The organism is Agromyces sp. NPDC060279 (genome assembly GCF_042726785.1).
Taxonomy (GTDB): domain Bacteria; phylum Actinomycetota; class Actinomycetes; order Actinomycetales; family Microbacteriaceae; genus Agromyces.
This window is the reverse complement of the sequence record NZ_JBHXBK010000001.1, coordinates 1,252,873-1,269,250: the sequence shown is the minus strand read 5'-3', so window position 1 is coordinate 1,269,250 and position 16,378 is coordinate 1,252,873. Positions and strand designations below refer to the sequence as shown.

Genomic DNA, 16,378 nt, shown 5'->3' with positions numbered 1-16,378 from the left:
CCCGCATCACCTTCCGCGCTCAGCGTCCCGTGTTCAGAGAGGAACCATCATGACCCCCGCCCCCACCCGCGTCCGCAGGACGGTCGCCGCCGTCGCGGCCGCCGCTGCAGCACTCGTCCTCGCCGCCTGCTCGAGTGGCGGCGGCCCCGCCGCCACCGCCGGCGGCGACGACAATCCCTACGGGCTCATCACCCCCGGTCAGATCCGGGTCGCGAGCCTCGGCGACGCGAAGCCGTACACCTTCACGGATGCCTCCGGCGAATTCACGGGCTTCGACGTGGAGCTGTTCACCGATGTCGCCCACCGCATCGGCATCGACGACGTGGTCTTCACGGGCCAGGACTTCTCCGGCCTGCTCGCCGCCGTCGCGAACGGGCAGTTCGACGTCGGCGTCGCAGCGATCGGCATCACCGAGGAACGCGAGCAGACGGTCGACTTCTCGGACGGCTACCTCGCGGGCTACCTCACCGTCATGGCCGCACCCGATTCGGGCATCACCGACGAGGCGAGCCTCGCCGGCAAGCGGCTCGGCGTCGTGCAGGGCACGCTCCAGGAGGCCTACGCGGTCACGCACTTCACCGACACCGAGCTCGTCCGCTTCCCCGACAACAACGCGGCCATCTCCGCGGTGAACAGCGGCTCGATCGACGCGCACTTCCTCGACTACGAAGCGGCCAAGGAGTACGCCGAGCAGTTCGGCCTGGTGAACGCGATCGACATCCCCTCCTTCGACGCACCCGCCGGCTTCGCGATCGCCAAGGGCAAGCCCGAGTTCCAGGCCGCGCTGAACGAGGCGCTCCACGCCGCGATGGAGGACGGCACCTGGAAGGAGCTCTACCAGAAGTGGTTCCCGGGCTCGCCGATGCCCGAGCAGTACCTGCCCTCGGACGAGCAGACCGAGGCGCCGGCGGAGACGCCGGCCCAGTAGCCACCGCTGACGCCGGGCGGCTCCCACGGGGCCGCCCGGCGTCACCGACACGACGGAGCATCCGATGGACTGGCTCGACAACCTCATCAGAACCTTCTTCGACTTCGACGCGATGTGGCAGGTGCTCCCGCAGCTGCTCGGCGTCGGACTCGTGAACACCCTCGTGATCTCGGTCTGGGCGACCGTGATCGGGATCGTGCTGGGCATGATCATCGCCATCATGGGCATCTCGAAGACCGCCTGGCTGCGGGTCCCGGCGCGCGTCTACACGGACGTCTTCCGGGGACTGCCCGCGATTCTGACCATCCTGCTCATCGGACAGGGCTTCGCCCGGTTCAGCCAGCAGCTGTTCGGCCCCTCGCCCTACCCGCTCGGCATCCTCGCCCTCAGCCTCATCGCGAGCGCGTACATCGGCGAGATCTTCCGCGCCGGCATCCAGAGCGTCGATCGCGGACAGCTCGAGGCCTGTCGCGCGCTCGGCATGAGCTACGGCAGCGCGATGCGGCTCGTCGTCGTCCCGCAGGGCGTGCGCCGCGTGCTGCCCGCCCTGGTCAACCAGTTCATCGCGATCGTGAAGGACTCGAGCCTCGTCTACTTCCTGGGGCTCCTCGTCAGCGAGCGCGAGCTCTTCCGGGTGGGCCAGGATGCCGCGGTCCTCACCGGCAACCTCTCGCCGCTCGTCATGGCCGGGCTCTTCTACCTGGTGATCACCGTGCCCCTCACCCACCTCGTGAACTACTTCGACCACCGGTTCCGCGCCGGACGGCGCAAGCCCGCGCCGCCGCAGAGCGGCCTCGACGAGGTCGAAGAAGTCACCCTCACCTACGGGGAGAACTCATGACCTACACCTCGCCCGTGCCCGTCTCCGACGGACGCTTCTACGAAGGGTCGAGCCTCGAGCTCCGCGAGCTCACCATGGCCTACGGCGACATCGACGTCCTCCGCGGTGTCTCGCTGACGGTGCCGCCGGGCACGACGACCTGCATCATCGGGCCGTCCGGTTCCGGCAAGTCGACGCTGCTGCGCGGGGTGAACCGGCTGCACGAGCCGAAGTCCGGCGAGGTGCTCCTCGCCGGCGAGAGCGCGCTCGGACTGAAGCCCGACGTCGTGCGCCGACGCATCGGGCTCGTCTTCCAGCACTTCAACCTCTTCCCCGACCACACCGCCCTCGACAACGTCGCGCTCGCGCTGCGGAACGTGAAGCGCCTGTCGAAGGCGGAGGCCCGGCGGGTCGCCGCCGAGCGCCTCGGCGAGGTCGGGCTGGCGGAGCGCGCCGACCACCGCCCCCGGGACCTGTCCGGCGGGCAGCAGCAGCGCGTCGCGATCGCCCGGGCGCTCGCCATGCAGCCCGAGGTCATGCTCTTCGACGAGGCGACGAGCGCGCTCGACCCCGAGCTCGTGAAGGGGGTGCTGAACCTCATGGCGAGCTTGGCGCAGCGCGGGATGACGATGCTCGTCGTCACGCACGAGATGGGGTTCGCGCGAAAGGTCGCCGATCAGCTCGTCTTCATGGACGAGGGCCGCGTCGTGGAGGCCGGGCCGCCGCAGCAGCTCTTCGACGAGCCGCGGAGCGACCGGCTGAAGCGCTTCCTCTCGGAGGTGCTCTGATGGCGGATGCCCCGACCGTGCCGATCCGCACCGTCGTCGTCGGCTACGGCGTCTCCGGCCGCGTCTTCCACGCCCCCTTCCTCGACGCGGACCCCGCCTACTCGCTCGACGCCGTCGTGACCGGCGACCCCGGGCGCGCCGCCGAGGTCGCCGCGCGGTACCCCGCCGCGCGGGTGCTGCCGACGGCCGCGGCGATGCTGGACGCCGCCGGGGACCTGGATCTCGCCGTCATCGGCACGCCGCCGGCGACGCATGCCGAACTGGCGGCCGCGGCGCTCGAGGCCGGTCTCGACGTCGTCGTGGACAAGCCCTTCACCGTGACGGCGCCCGAGGGGCGCGAGCTCATCGCGATCGCCCGACGGCTCGGCCGCCGGCTGACGGTCTTCCAGAACCGCCGCTGGGACGGGGACTTCCTCACGCTGCGGCGGCTCCTCGCGGAGGGCGCCCTCGGCGACGTCCGTCGGTTCGAATCCCGCTTCGAGTGGTGGAAGCCGGAGGTGCGGGCGAGCTGGAAGGCCGAGGCTGCGCCCGCGGCGGGAGGCGGGATGCTCTACGACCTGGGGACGCACCTCATCGACCAGGCGCTGCAGCTGCTCGGCCCCGTCGCCGAGGCTCGTGCCGAGCTCGCCGCGCACCGGCCCGACGGGATCGCCGACGACGATGCGTTCGTCGCCCTCCGCCACGAGTCCGGCGCCGTGTCGCACCTCTGGATGAACTCGCTCGCCGCGCAGTTCGGGCCCCGATTCCACGTGCTCGGGTCGAGCGGGGGCTACACCGTGCACGGCCTCGACGGGCAGGAGGCCGCGCTCGACGCCGGCGTCTCGCCCGACGCGCCGGGGTACGGCGAGACCCCGCCCGAGCGGTGGGGCGTCGTCGGCATCGAGGGCGCGCTCGCGCCGCGGCCCACCGAGCGCGGCGACTACGGCGCGTTCTACCGCGAGCTCGCGCGAGCCATCCGGGACGGCGCGCCGGTTCCAGTCGCACCGGACGACGCCGTCGCCGTGCTCGAGCTGATCGAGCAGCTCCACGCCGAGACCCCCCTCCGCACCCCGCGCGCCGCGACGACGGCGGACCAATCCACCCCGAACGAAGGAATCCGATGAGCACCACTCCACTTCACGTCGCCGTCGTCGGCGGCGGCATCCTCGGCGCGTCGACCGCCGCCCAGCTCGCCCGCGGCGGCGCGCGGGTCACGCTGATCACCGCCGGGCGGCTCGCCGACGGCGCGTCCGGCCGCTCGATCGCCTGGCTGAACTCCTCCGGCGACCGCTCGAGCGCGTACCACTATCTGCGGCTGCTCGCGCTCGACCGGTACCGCAGCTGGCGCGCGGCGAGGCCGGAGAGCGCCGGCTACCTGCGCTTCGACGGGGGCATGAAGTGGGCCGGTCCGGGCGAGAGCTTCCGCGACACGTTCGCCTTCGAGCGCTCCGTCGGGTACGACTCGGTCTGGGTGGAGCGCGACGAGGTGGCGGCGTTCGCTCCGGACGTGGATGCCTCGGCCGTCGCCGAGGAGGGGGCGATCTTCAATCCGGGCGAGGGCTGGGTGAGCCTGCCCGAACTGATCGCCGCGCTCGTCGCCGACGCGGAGGCCGACGGCGCCCGGGTGATCGAGCACGCCGGCGCCGCCCGGGTCTCGGTCGACGCCGGGGCCGCGCGGGGGGTCGTGCTCGCCGACGGCACGCTCATCGAGGCCGATCGGGTGGTGCTCGCCACCGGCGCCGGCGTGCCGGTGCAGCTCGCCGAGCTCGGCGCAGCGATCCCGGACGCCACGCCGGGCGCGTTCGTCCTGTTCACCGATCCCGTCGAGCCGGCCGTGCGCACGGTGCTGAACACGCCGCGCGTCGCGGTGCGGCCCACCCCCGACGGCCGGCTCGTCCTCGACGCGGACTGGGCCGAGCAGACGGTCACGATCGCCGAGGACGGCACGGTGGAGGTGCCCGCTGCGTCGGTCCAGGGTCTGCTCGACGAGGCCTCGCGCGTCCTCGCGGGCGGGCCGAGGCTGCGCGCGGCGCGCGTCGGTGCGGGCCTCAAGCCGATCCCCGGCGACGGGGAGCCGGTCGTCGGCGCGGTGCCCTCGATCGACGGCCTCTACGCGGTCTTCACCCATTCCGGTGCGACGCTCGGGCTGATCCTCGGCGAGCTGCTCGCCGAGGAGGTCCTGAGCGGGACGCCGTCGCCGGTGCTGGCCGCGTTCGGGCTGGGGCGCTTCGACGGCGGTCAGGCGCCCGGGGCGGTCGGAACGGGGGCGTGGGCGCCCGTCGGGCAGCGCTGACGCACCGCCGCGAGCCGATCGCCTGCGCGGGCGATCGGCTTGCGGTCCGTGGCATCCTTGCCAGGTGACCACTTCCCTGCACCGGATCGCGGTGCTCGTGCTCGAGGGGGCGAAGCCCCTCGATGTCGGCATTCCGGCGCAGGTCTTCACGACCCGCGCGAGCATGCCCTACGAGGTGCACGTCTGCGGCGCGGCGCCGGGCCTCGTCACGGGCGGCGACGGGCTCTCGTACCACGTGGCCCACGGCCTCGAGGCGCTCGAGTGGGCCGACACGGTGTTCATCCCCGGCTACCGGCACCCCGACCGCGAGCCGCCGCCCGTCGTCGTCGTCGAGGCGTTGCGGGCCGCGCACGAGCGCGGTGCCCGGCTCGCCGCGATCTCGACGGGCGCGTTCGCGCTCGCCGCGACGGGCCTGCTCGACGGCCGCCGGGCGACGACGCACTGGCACTACACGCAGGCGCTGCGAGCGAGGCATCCGCTCGTCCGGGTCGACGCGAACGTGCTCTTCGTCGACGAGGGCAGCGTGCTCACCTCGGCGGGCGCCGCGAGCGGCATCGACCTGTGCCTGCACCTCGTGCGCCGCGACCTGGGCGTCGGCGTCGCGAACCACGCCGCCCGCCGGCTCGTCGCCGCGCCGTATCGCAGCGGCGGGCAGGCGCAGTACGTGCCGCGGAGCCTGCCCGAGGAGCTCGGCCCGGTGTTCGCCGCGACGCGGCAGTGGGCGCTGGAGCGGCTCGGCGAGCCGCTGACGCTCGGCGACCTCGCCCGCAACGCGAACGTCTCGCCGCGCACCTTCTCGCGCCGCTTCGTCGAGGACACCGGTTACACGCCGATGCAGTGGGTGCTGCGGGCCCGGGTGGACGTCGCGCGCGAGCTGCTCGAGCGCACCGAGCTCGGCGTGGAGCAGGTGGCCGCGCAGGTCGGCCTGGGCACCGGGGCGAACCTGCGGCTGCACTTCCAGCGCATCCTCGGCACCTCGCCGAGCGGCTACCGGGAGACGTTCGCCCGGGGCGAGTGAGGCAGCCTGCGGCGGCCTCGGTGGCGGCCCGGCGCAGGCCTGGCGCGATCCTTTCGGACACTGGCTTACGAGCCACTGCTGCGCGAGGCGTTCCGCGACGATGCTGGAGGCATGACCACTCGCATCGCCATCAACGGATTCGGCCGGATCGGCCGCAACGTGCTGCGCGCGATCGTCGAGCGCGGCGCCGACTTCGAGGTCGTCGCGATCAACGACCTCACCGCCCCGGCCACGCTCGCGCACCTGCTGAAGTACGACAGCACCCTCGGCCGTTTCGACCGCGAGGTGACCGTCGAGGGCGAGGCGCTCGTCATCGACGGCGCGCGCATCCGGGTGCTCGCCGAGCGCGAGCCCGCGAAGCTCCCCTGGGGCGAGCTGGACGTCGAGCTCGTGCTCGAGTCGACCGGCCGCTTCACCTCGGCCGACGCCGCCCGCGCCCACCTCGAGGCCGGCGCGAAGCGCGTGCTCGTCTCGGCGCCCTCCGACGGCGCCGACGCGACGATCGCCTTCGGCGTCAACCACACCGACTACGACCCGGCCTCGCACACGATCGTCTCGAACGCCTCGTGCACGACGAACGCGCTCGCGCCGCTCGCGCACGTGCTCGACGAGCTCGCCGGCATCGAGCACGGCTTCATGACCACCGTGCACGCCTACACGCAGGAGCAGAACCTGCAGGACGGCCCGCACCGCGACCTGCGCCGCGCCCGCGCCGCCGGCGTCAACATCGTGCCGACCTCGACCGGCGCCGCGAAGGCCATCGGCCTCGTGCTGCCCGGCCTCGACGGCAAGCTGCAGGGCGACTCGATCCGCGTGCCGGTGCCCGTCGGCTCCATCGTCGAGCTGAACACGACCGTCGCGAAGGACGTCACGCTCGACGAGGTGCTCGCCGCCTACCGCGCCGCCGCCGAAGGGCCGCTGCGGGGCATCCTCGAATACACCGAGGACCCGATCGTGTCGAGCGACATCGAGGGCAACCCGCACTCCTCGATCTTCGACGCGGCCCTCACCCGCGTGCACGGCCGCCATGTGAAGGTCGTCGCCTGGTACGACAACGAGTGGGGCTTCTCCAACCGCGTCGTCGACTCGCTCGGGCTGCTCGCCGGCGCCTGAGCCCAGGGGCGGGGATGACGACCTCGCCCCACCGGCTTCCCGGGCCGCGCGCGACCTTCCCGCGCGCGCGTCCCGGGCGAGGCCGGATGCGTATCGACCGGTGTGGAGCCCGCTCGGTGCGCGTCCGACTTCGTCGGAGCCGGAGCCGGAGCCGGAGCCGGAATGCGGAACGGGCCGGATCTCCTCGCGGAGGTCCGGCCCGTTCCGTGCGTGCTGCGCGACTACTCGGTCGTGAAGACCGCGTCGTCGTAGTCGAAGCCCGGGGAGATCGTGTAGGTGAGCGAGGCCGGGTCGGCCACGGACCACGCCTCCACCCACGTGAGCGTCCCGCCCGGTTCGACCGTCTCGGTCGGCGGCAGGCTGATCTCGCCCTGCGGGCCGTCGAAGTCGAAGATCGAGCTGCCGTACTCGCCGGCCGACACCAGCTCGCCGAAGGCGAAGACGTCGACCGGTGCGTCCGAGCTGTTCTTCAGCGTCACCGTGAAGTACACGTTGTCGGGGTACGTCGCCCCCGCCGCGAGCTCGGTCGGCGTGTAGGGCGCCGGCGCGGAGACCGTGAGCTCGACGCCGTCGTCGTAGACGAAGGTCTCGCCGAAGCCGCTCGCGTCGGCGGGCGGATCACTGGGAGCGAGCTCCTCCTCGCTCGACTCGGGCCAGTCGCTCGACGAGTCCGAAACGTCGGGAACGCTGTTGGCCAGGCCGACGAAGATCGACACGAGCAGCACGACGCCCGCGATGATCCCGCCGAGCACCGAGAGCCCGAGGGCCACGAAGCCCGGCCACTTCTGCTGACCCGCCAGGAAGAACGACACGATCGACAGGATGAACGCGATCACGAGCAGCACGAAGCCGATGAGCGTTACGAACGGGATGCAGACGCCGATCACACCGAGCACGGCCACGCCGAGCGCGACGAGGCCGAGCACGTTCGCCTTCTTCGGGGCGACCGGCGTGTAGCTCCCGTAGGCGGCGGGCTGACCGTAGGCCTGCTGGGCGCCGTACGGCTGCTGCCCGTACGCCTGCTGGGCTCCGTAGGGCTGCTGCCCGTACGCCTGCTGGCCGTACGCGGGCTGCGCCCCCGGGAACGCCGGGTTCGCCTCGACCGGCGGCACCGCGGTCGGTTCCGGCGCGGCCGCCTCAGCCGGCTGGGGCGCGATCACCTCGGTCGTCGCGGCGGATGCCTCGGGGGCCGGTTCGGCGGCGGATGCCTCGGCGGGCGCGGCCTCGGGCAGCGGGGCGAAGTGCTCGGTCCAGCTCGCGCCGTCCCAGTAGCGAAGCCGGCCGGAGCCGTCGTCGTACCAGCCGGCGGGGGCGGTGTTCGGGTCGGTCATGCTCCGATCGTGTCAGAAACGCCGGGTGCCCCGCATCCTGGGGGTATCGGCGCGGCATCCCCGTGTCGATTCCGGGCGCGCTCGTTCGACGCAAGGATAGGGCGGGGTACTCGGCTCCGCGACGACGGAAGGACACGACATGCGCACGCTCATCGTGACGGAGTTCATCAGCCTCGACGGGGTCATCGACTCTCCTGGCGGCGGCGACCACCCGCGCGCGGGATGGACCTTCACGGAGGTGCCGTTCGCCGAGGAGGCCTACGAGCTGAAGGGCGCCGAGCAGGAGGAGGCCGAAGCCATGCTCATCGGCCGGGTCAGCTACCAGGAGTTCGCGCCGATCTGGCCCACCATGACCGAGGAGTTCGCACGCTACAACGCCATGCCCAAGTACGTCGTCTCCACGACGCTCGGGGAGGACGAACTCGTGCCGGAGTGGCCGAACTGCCACCTGCTCCGCTCCCTCGACGACGTCGCCGAGCTGAAGGCGGGCGACGGCGGCCCCGTCATCGTGCAGGGCAGCGCGACGCTCGCCCGTTCGCTCGCCGCCGCCGGCCTCGTCGACCGGTACCACCTGCTCGTCTTCCCGGTGCTGCTCGGCGCGGGCAAGCGCCTCTTCGGCGATGACCCCGGGCCCCGCACGAAGCTCGAGCTCGTCGACCGCGCGGCGTACGCGAACGGCGTCGTCAAGGCCGTCTACGACGTGAGCTGAGCCGCGAGCGGGGCCGCGAAGAAGGCCAGCTCGAACTCGGCCGAGCGGCGGAACGCCCGGTGCATCCGCTCGCGCACCTCCGGCGCGGCCGCTGCGGCGACGCCGGTGACCAGCTCGATCGCCCGCCGCGTCGACACGGCGAAGGACGGCTCGGCGTACATCGCGAGCCACTCGGCGTAGGGATGCTCCGGCGAGCCGGGCTCCGGGCCGAACTCCCCGGCGAGCAGCCGGCGGCCGAGATCGTCGTAGATCCAGTAGCAGGGCAGCACCGCGGCGACGAGCTCGGGGTAGCCGCCGCGGGCCCCGCTCGCGAGCAGGTGGTCGAGGTAGCCGAGGTTCACGGCGTTCGGCTCGACCGGCGTGGCCGCGGTGCCCGGCCGTCCGGCCAGATCCCGTTCGTGCCGGGCGAGCTCGCCCGTCAGGCACTCGCGGGAGCCCGCCGCCCAGAACGCCTGCGCCGAGGCATCCGGGGCGAGCCGCGCCGCCTCGGCGAGCGCGCGGGCGTACTCGCGCAGGTAGTGCGCGTCCTGCGAGAGGTACTCCTCGAACGCGGCGCGGGGCAGGCTGCCGTCCGCGAGCCCGCGGATGAACGGCAGCTCGTCGATCGCCCGGCGCAGCTCGGCGATGCCCGCCCACCACTCGGCCTCGAGTTCGGCCGCCGTGGGCGCCGTGTCGAGACCGCCGCGGGACCACAGCCCGGCGAAGTGGTGCACCGGGCCGTGCCCGCCGCCCACCTCCAGCGACTCGCCGTGCCGCAGGGACTCCCGCAGCCAGCGGCGCGCCTCGGCGACGGCGGGCTCCCACGCCCCGTGGCGCGCGCGGAGCGTCGCGATCGCCGAAGAGAGGGAGCAGCCGGTGCCGTGCGTCGCGCGCGTCGCGATGCGCTCCCCGTGGAACTCGACGATCTCCGCGAGCGCCGCGCCCGCGCGGGCGTCGACGAGGGCGTCGGGCGCCTCGGTGCCGCCGAGGTGGCCGCCCTTCGCGAGCACGAGCACCCCGGTCCGGGCGGACAGCGCGGTCGCCTGCGCCAGGGCGCTCGCCCAGTCAGGGGCGGGCCGATGGGCGCCCGCGAGCACGGCGAGTTCCGCGAGGTTCGGCGTCACGAGGTCGGCGAGCGGCAGGAGCTCGCGCAGGGCGGCCTCGGCCTCCGGGTCGAGCAGGCGGTCGCCGCTCGTCGAGACCATGACGGGGTCGAGCACGACGAGCGGCGGGCGCACCCGGGTGAGCCACTCCGCGACGGTGCGGATGAGCTCCGCGTTCGCGAGCATGCCGAGCTTCACGGCGTCGACGGCGATGTCGTCGGAGAGCGCGTCGAGCTGCGCCAGCAGCGACGCGGCGGGCGGCACGTGCACGCTGCGCACGCCCCGGGTGTTCTGCGCGGTGAGCGCCGTGATCGCCGCCATGCCGTAGCCGCCGACCGCGGCGATCGACTTCAGGTCGGCCTGGATGCCGGCACCGCCGGAGGGATCGCTGCCCGCGATGCTGAGGACGCGCGGCACCCGCGGGGCCCGCGGCGGCTGGTCGTCGTCGGTCCGACGTGCCCCGCCCCGCCCCGGCACCTCCCGCCAGGCGGCGGCGAAGTCGGCGGCGGCGCGCCGCGGGTCCGGGGCCGCGCAGATCGCCGAGACGATCGCGAGCCCGGCGGCGCCCACGGCGCGCAGCGGCGCGGCATCCTCCAGGCGCACCCCGCCGATCGCGACGCACGGCACCGGCGCGCCCGCGGCATCCCGTGCGGCCGCCTGCAGACCGGCGAATCCCGCGATGCCGAGAGCCGGCGGATGGTCCGGCTTCGTCGAGGTCGGCCGCAGCACGCCCACGCCGAGGTAGTCGACCGTGCCCGCGGGCAGGGCGGCGACCGCGGCGAGATGCGCGGGCGTGTTCGCGGTGAGCCCGACGATGGCGTCCGGACCGAGCTCGGCCCGCGCGCGGAGCACTGCCGCGTCGCCCTGCCCGAGGTGCACGCCGTCGACGCGAAGGCCCGCGGCGCGGGCTCGCAGCACGAGCTCGAGCCGATCGTTGACGACGAGCGGCACCCGGCCCGCGATCGCCTCGTCGAGCCGGCCGAGCAGGGCGAGGAGCTCCTCGTCGCTCGCGTGCTTGTCGCGCAGCTGCACGACCGTCGCACCGCCCGAGACGGCCGCCTCGACGGTCGCTGCGACTCCGCGTTCGCCGCAGAGCACGGCGTCGGTCACGAGGTACAGCGAGAGGTCGAGGGCGCGCCGGGCGCTCACGCGGCGGCTCCGAGCGGCGCGCCGATCGAGACCCGGGCGAGCGCGCGAAGCTCGGATGCCTCGACCGCGGCGAGCGCGTCGAGGAACCGCACGGCGAAGCTGCCCGGGCCCGCCGCGCCGTCGGCGGCGTGCTCGGCGGCCACCGTGTACGCGAGGTGCGCGGCGACGACGGCCTCGAGCGCCCCGATGCCGGTTCCGCGCGCGGCGCCGAGGAACGCCGCGACGACGGCGCCGAGGGCGCAGCCGCCGCCCGTGACGCGGGTGAGGAGTGCGTCGCCGTTCGCGAGGCGCACGGTCGCGGTGCCGTCGGTCACGAGGTCCACCGGACCCGAGACGGCGACGACGGCGCCCGTCCGGCGGGCGAGCGCCGCGGCCGGTTCAGCCGCGGCATCGGTGTCGTCGGCGGCGTCGACGCCGCGTCCGCCCGCGCCGACGCCGGCGAGGGCGAGGATCTCGGAGGCGTTGCCGCGGATGGCGGCCGGGCGCAGCTCGGCGAGGTCGTGCGCGAGCTCCGTGCGGATCGGCAGCGCACCGATCGCGACCGGGTCGAGCACCCAGGGCGTGCCGGCCTGGCGGGCGGCGGCGACCGCCTCGCGCGCGGCGGCGCTCTGCTCGGGCTGGGGCGTGCCGAGGTTCACGAGCAGGCCGCTCGCGACCGTCGCGAACGGCCCGGCCTCGCCGACGAGGTCGACCATGGCGGGCGCCGCGCCGAGGGCGAGGAGCGCATTCGCGGTGAAGTTCGTGACGACGGCGTTCGTGATGCAGTGCACCAGCGGTGTCGTCGATCGCACGAGGTCGAGCAGCTCGCCGCTCGTGTCGATGAGGTGGGCAGGGTCGATGGCGGCGTGCGTCTGCATCGCGACATCCCTTCGCTAGTCCGAACTAGATCAGGTTCGACGGGTGTGTTCTCAGCCGCGGTCGTGCGGCACCCCGTGTCACTGTGGGTGAGCCTACCCCTGGTTCGCTGAGCCTGTCGAAGACTGGTTCCCTGAGCCTGTCGAAGGGAGCGCCGCCCCTGGTTCCCTGAGCCTGTCGAAGGGGACGCCGCCGCCGCTTCGACGGGCTCAGCGGACCAGTTCTGGTTCCCTGAGCCGGTCGAAGGGCGCCGCTGCTTCGACGGGCTCAGCGGACCAAGCGGGCCCAGCGAGCCATCCGTCCTTGACCTCGGCCGCTCCGGGCCGCTAGGGTTCCAAGGCTGCGCGATCGCGCGGCATCCCCGGAGTCTGAAAGCAGGTGGAATCGTGACCGTGTCTCTGCAGCGCACCTTCACGCCCGCCTTCGCCGAGCCCGCGAATGCGGGGCGCCAGCAGCGCCCCGAAGCGAAGCTCGAGCAGGCTCTCGAGCCGGCACCCTGACGCCAGCGAATCCATCGCCACCGTCACCCCGTGCCGCTTCGAGGCCCGGGGTGATTCCGTCTGCGCGCGACGGTGGACCCTCGGGCCCGAGGACCCACCAGAGCGGAGCCCGCCACCGCGGGCTCCGGGAAAGCAGACAGGAATCACCATCATGGAGAGACTCTCCGACCGGCTCGTCTCCTGGGCGAGCCTGCTCGACGAGCAGACCGTCGCGCAGGCGCGCACCTCGTCGACGATGCCGTTCATCCACCCGCACCTGGCCCTGATGCCCGACGCCCACCTGGGCCTCGGCGCGACGGTCGGCTCGGTCATCCCGACGCTCGGGGCGATCATCCCCGCCGCGGTCGGGGTCGACATCGGCTGCGGCATGATCGCCGTGCGGACCCAGTTCCATGCGAGCGAGCTGCCCGCCGACCGGCGGGAGCTGCGGGAGCAGATCGAGCGGGCCATCCCGCTGTCCGCGGGCAAGTACAACCGCAAGGTCGTCGCGACGGCGCAGCCCCGGGTCGCCGAGCTCGAGGAGCTCGCGGAGCGCAGCGGCTTCGACCCGGCCTCCTACGCGGGCAACTGGCGGGAGCAGCTCGGTTCCCTCGGCAGCGGCAACCACTTCATCGAGGTCTCGCTCGACGAGGCCGACCGGGTGTGGCTGTTCCTGCACTCCGGCAGCCGGGGCGTCGGCAACAAGATCGCCCAGCGGCACATCGGCATCGCCCGGCGGCTCGCGAAGCAGTGGTGGATCGAGCTGCCCGACCCCGACCTCGCGTACCTCGTCGAGGGCACGCCGGAGTTCACCCGGTACATCGCCGAACTCCGGTGGGCGCAGCACTTCGCGCTGCTCAACCGGGAGGAGATGATGGACCGGGTCATCCGGCAGGTGTCCGAGTGGACCGGCGTGCCGGTGGAGGAGCAGGAGCGGATCAACTGCCACCACAACTTCACCGAGAGCGAGGAGCACTTCGGCAAGCGGGTGTGGGTGTCGCGGAAGGGCGCGATCCAGGCCGACGTCGGCCGGCCGGGCCTGATCCCGGGGTCGATGGGCACCGCCTCGTACGTCGTGGAGGGCCTCGGAGACCCGATGTCGTTGAACTCCTCGCCGCACGGCGCGGGCCGGGAGTACTCGCGGTCGAAGGCCAGGAAGACCTTCACCCACGAGCAGCTCCGGGAGGCGATGGTCGGCATCGAGTTCCGGGACACGGATGCCTTCATCGATGAGATCCCGCAGGCGTACAAGCCGATCGACCGGGTGATGGCGGATGCCTCGTCGCTCGTCGCGGTGCGGCACACGCTGCGGCAGATCGTCAACGTGAAGGGCGACTGACGGTGGTTCCCTGAGCTCGTCGAAGGGAACGCCGCCCTGGTTCCCTGAGCTCGTCGAAGGGAACGCCATCCTGGTTCCCTGAGCTCGTCGAAGGGAACGCCGCTTCGACAAGCTCAGCGGGCCAGCGGCCTACGGGGACGGCGGCGTCACCGCGATGACGATCGTGGTGACGCCGTCGCTCTCGTTCACGTAGCGGTGCGGTTCGCGCGAGTCGAACGTGACGGACTCGCCGGTCGCGAGGCTCACCCGCTCGGCGCCGAGCTCGACGGTCAGCTCGCCGGAGATGACGTAGGCGCACTCGGTCGAGGGGTGGCCCCACAGCCGGGGCGAGGTCGCCTGCCCCGGCGGGATCTCGGCGCGCAGCACCTCGAGGTCGCCGCGCCCGGGGGTGAGTCGCTCGTAGGCGAAGCTCGCGTCGGCGACGCCGAGGCTGTGCCGTTCGCCGGGCCGGCTGATGTGGATGGCGGGCGCGTCGGGGTCGCTGAAGAGGGTCGCGATGGATGCCTCGAACACCTCGGCGAGCTTGCGCACGGAGCCGAGGCTGGGGTCGGCGGCGCCGTTCTCGATCTGGCTCAGCATGCTGACCGACAAGCCCGTCCGCTCGGAGAGCTCGCGGAGGGTCAGGCCCTTGGCCTGGCGCAGGGCCTTCAATCGGTCACCGAGCACGCTGAGTCATCCTTCCTGTGCGTCCCCCGTCTGGGTGTGACGGGCGGTCGCGTTTTGACATGTGAGTCCGCACGTGTTTAATGTGCTTGAATTCATGGTACCTGGATTGAACATCATCCACACGACACCGGGCACTGACTGGCAGCGAGGCTGAGCGCTCCTCCAACTCCTTCGTCACCGTCGCCGACCGGGGAAAGAAGCACATGAGATCCCTCACAGCCAAGCTCGCAGTGCCCGCCGGCGCCGTCGCGGTGACGCTCGCGCTCGCCGGATGCGCCGGAGGCGCCAACACCTCCAACGCGGGCGACCAGACGCTCACCGTCGACACCTCATTCGTCGTGAAGACACTCGACCCCGGCACAGTGTACGAGCAGACGGGCAACATCGCCGTGCACGCGCTCTACGACACCCTGGTGACGTACGAGGGTTCGGACGTCACGACCCTCCAGCCCGAGCTCGCCGAGAGCTGGGAGCAGTCGAGCGACGGCACCACCTGGACCTTCACCCTCCGCGACGACGCGGTCTTCTCGGACGGCGCCGCCGTCACCGCCGAGGACGCCGTCTTCAGCCTCAACCGCCTGAAGAACCTGCAGGGCTCCGCCTCGCAGACCGTGCAGGGCCTCGACTTCGCCGCCGAGGGGGACGACACGGTCGTCGTCACCTCCGAGACGCCGAACCCCGACGTCCCGGTCATCCTCGCGATGCCCGCGGCGAGCGTGCTGAACTCGGCCGAGGCCAAGAAGCTCGGCGCGACCGACGCCGAGGACGCCGCCACGAGCGACCAGATCGGCACCCAGCTCGACACCGCGAGCCTCGGCAGCGGCCCGTACGTGCTGAAGAGCTACGACCCGAGCACGAAGATCGTGCTCACCGCGAACCCGAAGTACTGGGGCGAGCAGCCGGCCTACAGCCGTGTCGTCATCCAGAACGTCGACGTGCAGAACCAGAAGCTCACCATCTCGAAGGCCAAGGGCGACGAGATCGCGCTCGACCTCTCGGGCCCGCAGGCCGCCGAGCTGTCCGACGACCTCCAGGTCTCGGGCGTCGCCGACACCTCGTACTTCCTGAGCCTCAACCAGGACCCGGCCGTCTCGGCCGTCACCTCGAACCCGGCGTTCGTCAAGGCCCTGCGCCTGACCGTCGACGGCGAGGGCCTCGCGAAGCTCTTCGGCGAGGGGGCGACCCCCGCGGCCGGCCTCGTGCCGCCCGCCTTCGCCGGCGCGCTCGACGAGTCGGAGAACCCCGTGCAGGACATCGACGGCGCGAAGAAGCTGCTCGCCGACGCGGGCCTCAGCGACGTGAAGGTGGCGCTCGTCTACCCGGCGATCACCTACCGCGGCGTCGACCTCGGCACCATCGTCACGAAGGTGCAGCAGGACGCCAAGAAGGCCGGCATCGAGATCGAGCTCACCCCGCAGCCGATCAACGTGTTCCTGCAGTCGCAGTCCGAGGGCAAGAACGAGATCAACTTCTCGCCGAACAGCCTGAACTACCCGGCCTCGTCGTCGCTCGTGAACAACATGGCCCCCGGCGCCTCGACCTCGCTGCGCACCGGCTGGACCCTCGAGCGCGCCGACCAGTCGGCGATCGACGCCAGCAACGCCGTGACCGCGGAGCTCACCCCCGAGGGGCGCAACGAGGCCATGATCGAGTGGCAGCACGTCATGAACGAGGTCTCGCCCTACATCGCCCTGGCGAACAACGCCGGCATCGTCGTCGCGACGAGCGACCTGACCGGCGCGGACTACACGCCCGCCGGCTGGACGGTCGACCTCGCGGCGATCGCCGGCAAGTAGCCGGAACGGACCGCGGGCGCCCCTGCTCTCTTC

At 72.7% G+C, this 16,378-nt stretch carries 14 protein-coding genes and 1 riboswitch; of the genes, 10 read left to right on the top strand and 4 right to left on the bottom strand.

The window, feature by feature from the left end; genetic code table 11:
* The first annotated feature begins 49 nt into the window (after positions 1-49).
* The 7 genes from ACFWE1_RS05995 to gap all read left to right on the top strand — a co-directional run bounded on the left by ACFWE1_RS05995 (position 50) and on the right by gap (position 6,939).
* Positions 50-928, top strand: a complete 879-nt coding sequence (locus ACFWE1_RS05995; protein WP_376932560.1) for an ABC transporter substrate-binding protein — start codon at positions 50-52, stop codon at positions 926-928.
* 64 nt (positions 929-992) lie between these two features.
* Positions 993-1,769: an amino acid ABC transporter permease gene (locus ACFWE1_RS05990; protein ID WP_376932559.1), complete on the top strand. Its 777-nt coding sequence runs from the start codon at positions 993-995 to the stop codon at positions 1,767-1,769.
* Complete coding sequence (locus tag ACFWE1_RS05985; protein ID WP_376932558.1) at positions 1,766-2,536, top strand: amino acid ABC transporter ATP-binding protein; 771 nt, start codon at positions 1,766-1,768, stop codon at positions 2,534-2,536. Before ACFWE1_RS05990 ends, ACFWE1_RS05985 begins: the two co-directional genes overlap by 4 nt.
* On the top strand, positions 2,536-3,639 hold the full coding sequence (locus tag ACFWE1_RS05980) for a Gfo/Idh/MocA family oxidoreductase (RefSeq protein ID WP_376932557.1): 1,104 nt from the start codon (positions 2,536-2,538) through the stop codon (positions 3,637-3,639). The genes ACFWE1_RS05985 and ACFWE1_RS05980 overlap by 1 nt, the downstream gene beginning before the upstream one ends.
* The gene (locus ACFWE1_RS05975; protein WP_376932556.1) at positions 3,636-4,808 is read left to right on the top strand and encodes an NAD(P)/FAD-dependent oxidoreductase; all 1,173 of its coding nucleotides are present in this window, start codon (positions 3,636-3,638) and stop codon (positions 4,806-4,808) included. Before ACFWE1_RS05980 ends, ACFWE1_RS05975 begins: the two co-directional genes overlap by 4 nt.
* A gap of 64 nt (positions 4,809-4,872) precedes the next feature.
* On the top strand, positions 4,873-5,826 hold the full coding sequence (locus ACFWE1_RS05970) for a GlxA family transcriptional regulator (protein ID WP_376932555.1): 954 nt from the start codon (positions 4,873-4,875) through the stop codon (positions 5,824-5,826).
* A gap of 111 nt (positions 5,827-5,937) precedes the next feature.
* Positions 5,938-6,939: a type I glyceraldehyde-3-phosphate dehydrogenase gene (gap, locus tag ACFWE1_RS05965; RefSeq protein ID WP_376932554.1), complete on the top strand. Its 1,002-nt coding sequence runs from the start codon at positions 5,938-5,940 to the stop codon at positions 6,937-6,939.
* Positions 6,940-7,160: 221 nt separating this feature from the next.
* Here gap and ACFWE1_RS05960 read toward each other — a convergent pair whose 3' ends face one another.
* Complete coding sequence (locus ACFWE1_RS05960; protein WP_376932553.1) at positions 7,161-8,270, bottom strand: DUF2510 domain-containing protein; 1,110 nt, start codon at positions 8,268-8,270, stop codon at positions 7,161-7,163.
* Positions 8,271-8,409: 139 nt separating this feature from the next.
* On the opposite strand from ACFWE1_RS05960, the gene ACFWE1_RS05955 reads away from it, so the two are divergent.
* Positions 8,410-8,979 (top strand): dihydrofolate reductase family protein, encoded by a 570-nt coding sequence (locus ACFWE1_RS05955; RefSeq protein ID WP_376932552.1) that lies wholly within the window; start codon positions 8,410-8,412, stop codon positions 8,977-8,979.
* On the opposite strand, the gene ACFWE1_RS05950 is transcribed toward ACFWE1_RS05955, so the two are convergent.
* Positions 8,964-11,210, bottom strand: coding sequence for a bifunctional hydroxymethylpyrimidine kinase/phosphomethylpyrimidine kinase (locus tag ACFWE1_RS05950; protein ID WP_376932551.1), 2,247 nt, complete (start codon positions 11,208-11,210; stop codon positions 8,964-8,966). The two genes, ACFWE1_RS05955 and ACFWE1_RS05950, sit on opposite strands and share 16 nt — an antisense overlap.
* Positions 11,207-12,067: a hydroxyethylthiazole kinase gene (gene thiM, locus ACFWE1_RS05945; protein WP_376932550.1), complete on the bottom strand. Its 861-nt coding sequence runs from the start codon at positions 12,065-12,067 to the stop codon at positions 11,207-11,209. Before thiM ends, ACFWE1_RS05950 begins: the two co-directional genes overlap by 4 nt.
* Positions 12,058-12,153, bottom strand: a riboswitch (TPP riboswitch). (Overlaps the previous gene by 10 nt.)
* 563 nt (positions 12,154-12,716) lie before the next feature.
* On the opposite strand from thiM, the gene ACFWE1_RS05940 reads away from it, so the two are divergent.
* Complete coding sequence (locus ACFWE1_RS05940) at positions 12,717-13,883, top strand: RtcB family protein (protein ID WP_376932549.1); 1,167 nt, start codon at positions 12,717-12,719, stop codon at positions 13,881-13,883.
* A 129-nt stretch (positions 13,884-14,012) separates the two neighbouring features.
* On the opposite strand, the gene ACFWE1_RS05935 is transcribed toward ACFWE1_RS05940, so the two are convergent.
* Positions 14,013-14,549 carry a cupin domain-containing protein gene (locus ACFWE1_RS05935; protein ID WP_376932548.1) on the bottom strand — a complete coding sequence of 179 codons (537 nt, stop codon included), beginning with the start codon at positions 14,547-14,549 and terminating at the stop codon, positions 14,013-14,015.
* Positions 14,550-14,752: 203 nt separating this feature from the next.
* Between ACFWE1_RS05935 and ACFWE1_RS05930 the strand changes: the two genes are divergently transcribed.
* Positions 14,753-16,345 (top strand): ABC transporter substrate-binding protein, encoded by a 1,593-nt coding sequence (locus tag ACFWE1_RS05930; RefSeq protein WP_376932547.1) that lies wholly within the window; start codon positions 14,753-14,755, stop codon positions 16,343-16,345.
* The last annotated feature ends 33 nt before the right edge of the window (positions 16,346-16,378 follow it).

Bases quoted from the DNA above. Each gene is read 5' to 3' on its own strand.
- ACFWE1_RS05995 (WP_376932560.1), top strand. From the start codon at position 50: ATGACCCCCGCCCCCACCCGCGTCCGCAGGACGGTCGCCGCCGTCGCG.
- ACFWE1_RS05990 (WP_376932559.1), top strand. From the start codon at position 993: ATGGACTGGCTCGACAACCTCATCAGAACCTTCTTCGACTTCGACGCG.
- ACFWE1_RS05985 (WP_376932558.1), top strand. From the start codon at position 1,766: ATGACCTACACCTCGCCCGTGCCCGTCTCCGACGGACGCTTCTACGAA.
- ACFWE1_RS05980 (WP_376932557.1), top strand. From the start codon at position 2,536: ATGGCGGATGCCCCGACCGTGCCGATCCGCACCGTCGTCGTCGGCTAC.
- ACFWE1_RS05975 (WP_376932556.1), top strand. From the start codon at position 3,636: ATGAGCACCACTCCACTTCACGTCGCCGTCGTCGGCGGCGGCATCCTC.
- gap (WP_376932554.1), top strand. From the start codon at position 5,938: ATGACCACTCGCATCGCCATCAACGGATTCGGCCGGATCGGCCGCAAC.
- ACFWE1_RS05960 (WP_376932553.1), bottom strand. From the start codon at position 8,270: ATGACCGACCCGAACACCGCCCCCGCCGGCTGGTACGACGACGGCTCC.
- ACFWE1_RS05955 (WP_376932552.1), top strand. From the start codon at position 8,410: ATGCGCACGCTCATCGTGACGGAGTTCATCAGCCTCGACGGGGTCATC.
- thiM (WP_376932550.1), bottom strand. From the start codon at position 12,067: ATGCAGACGCACGCCGCCATCGACCCTGCCCACCTCATCGACACGAGC.
- ACFWE1_RS05940 (WP_376932549.1), top strand. From the start codon at position 12,717: ATGGAGAGACTCTCCGACCGGCTCGTCTCCTGGGCGAGCCTGCTCGAC.
- ACFWE1_RS05930 (WP_376932547.1), top strand. From the start codon at position 14,753: ATGAGATCCCTCACAGCCAAGCTCGCAGTGCCCGCCGGCGCCGTCGCG.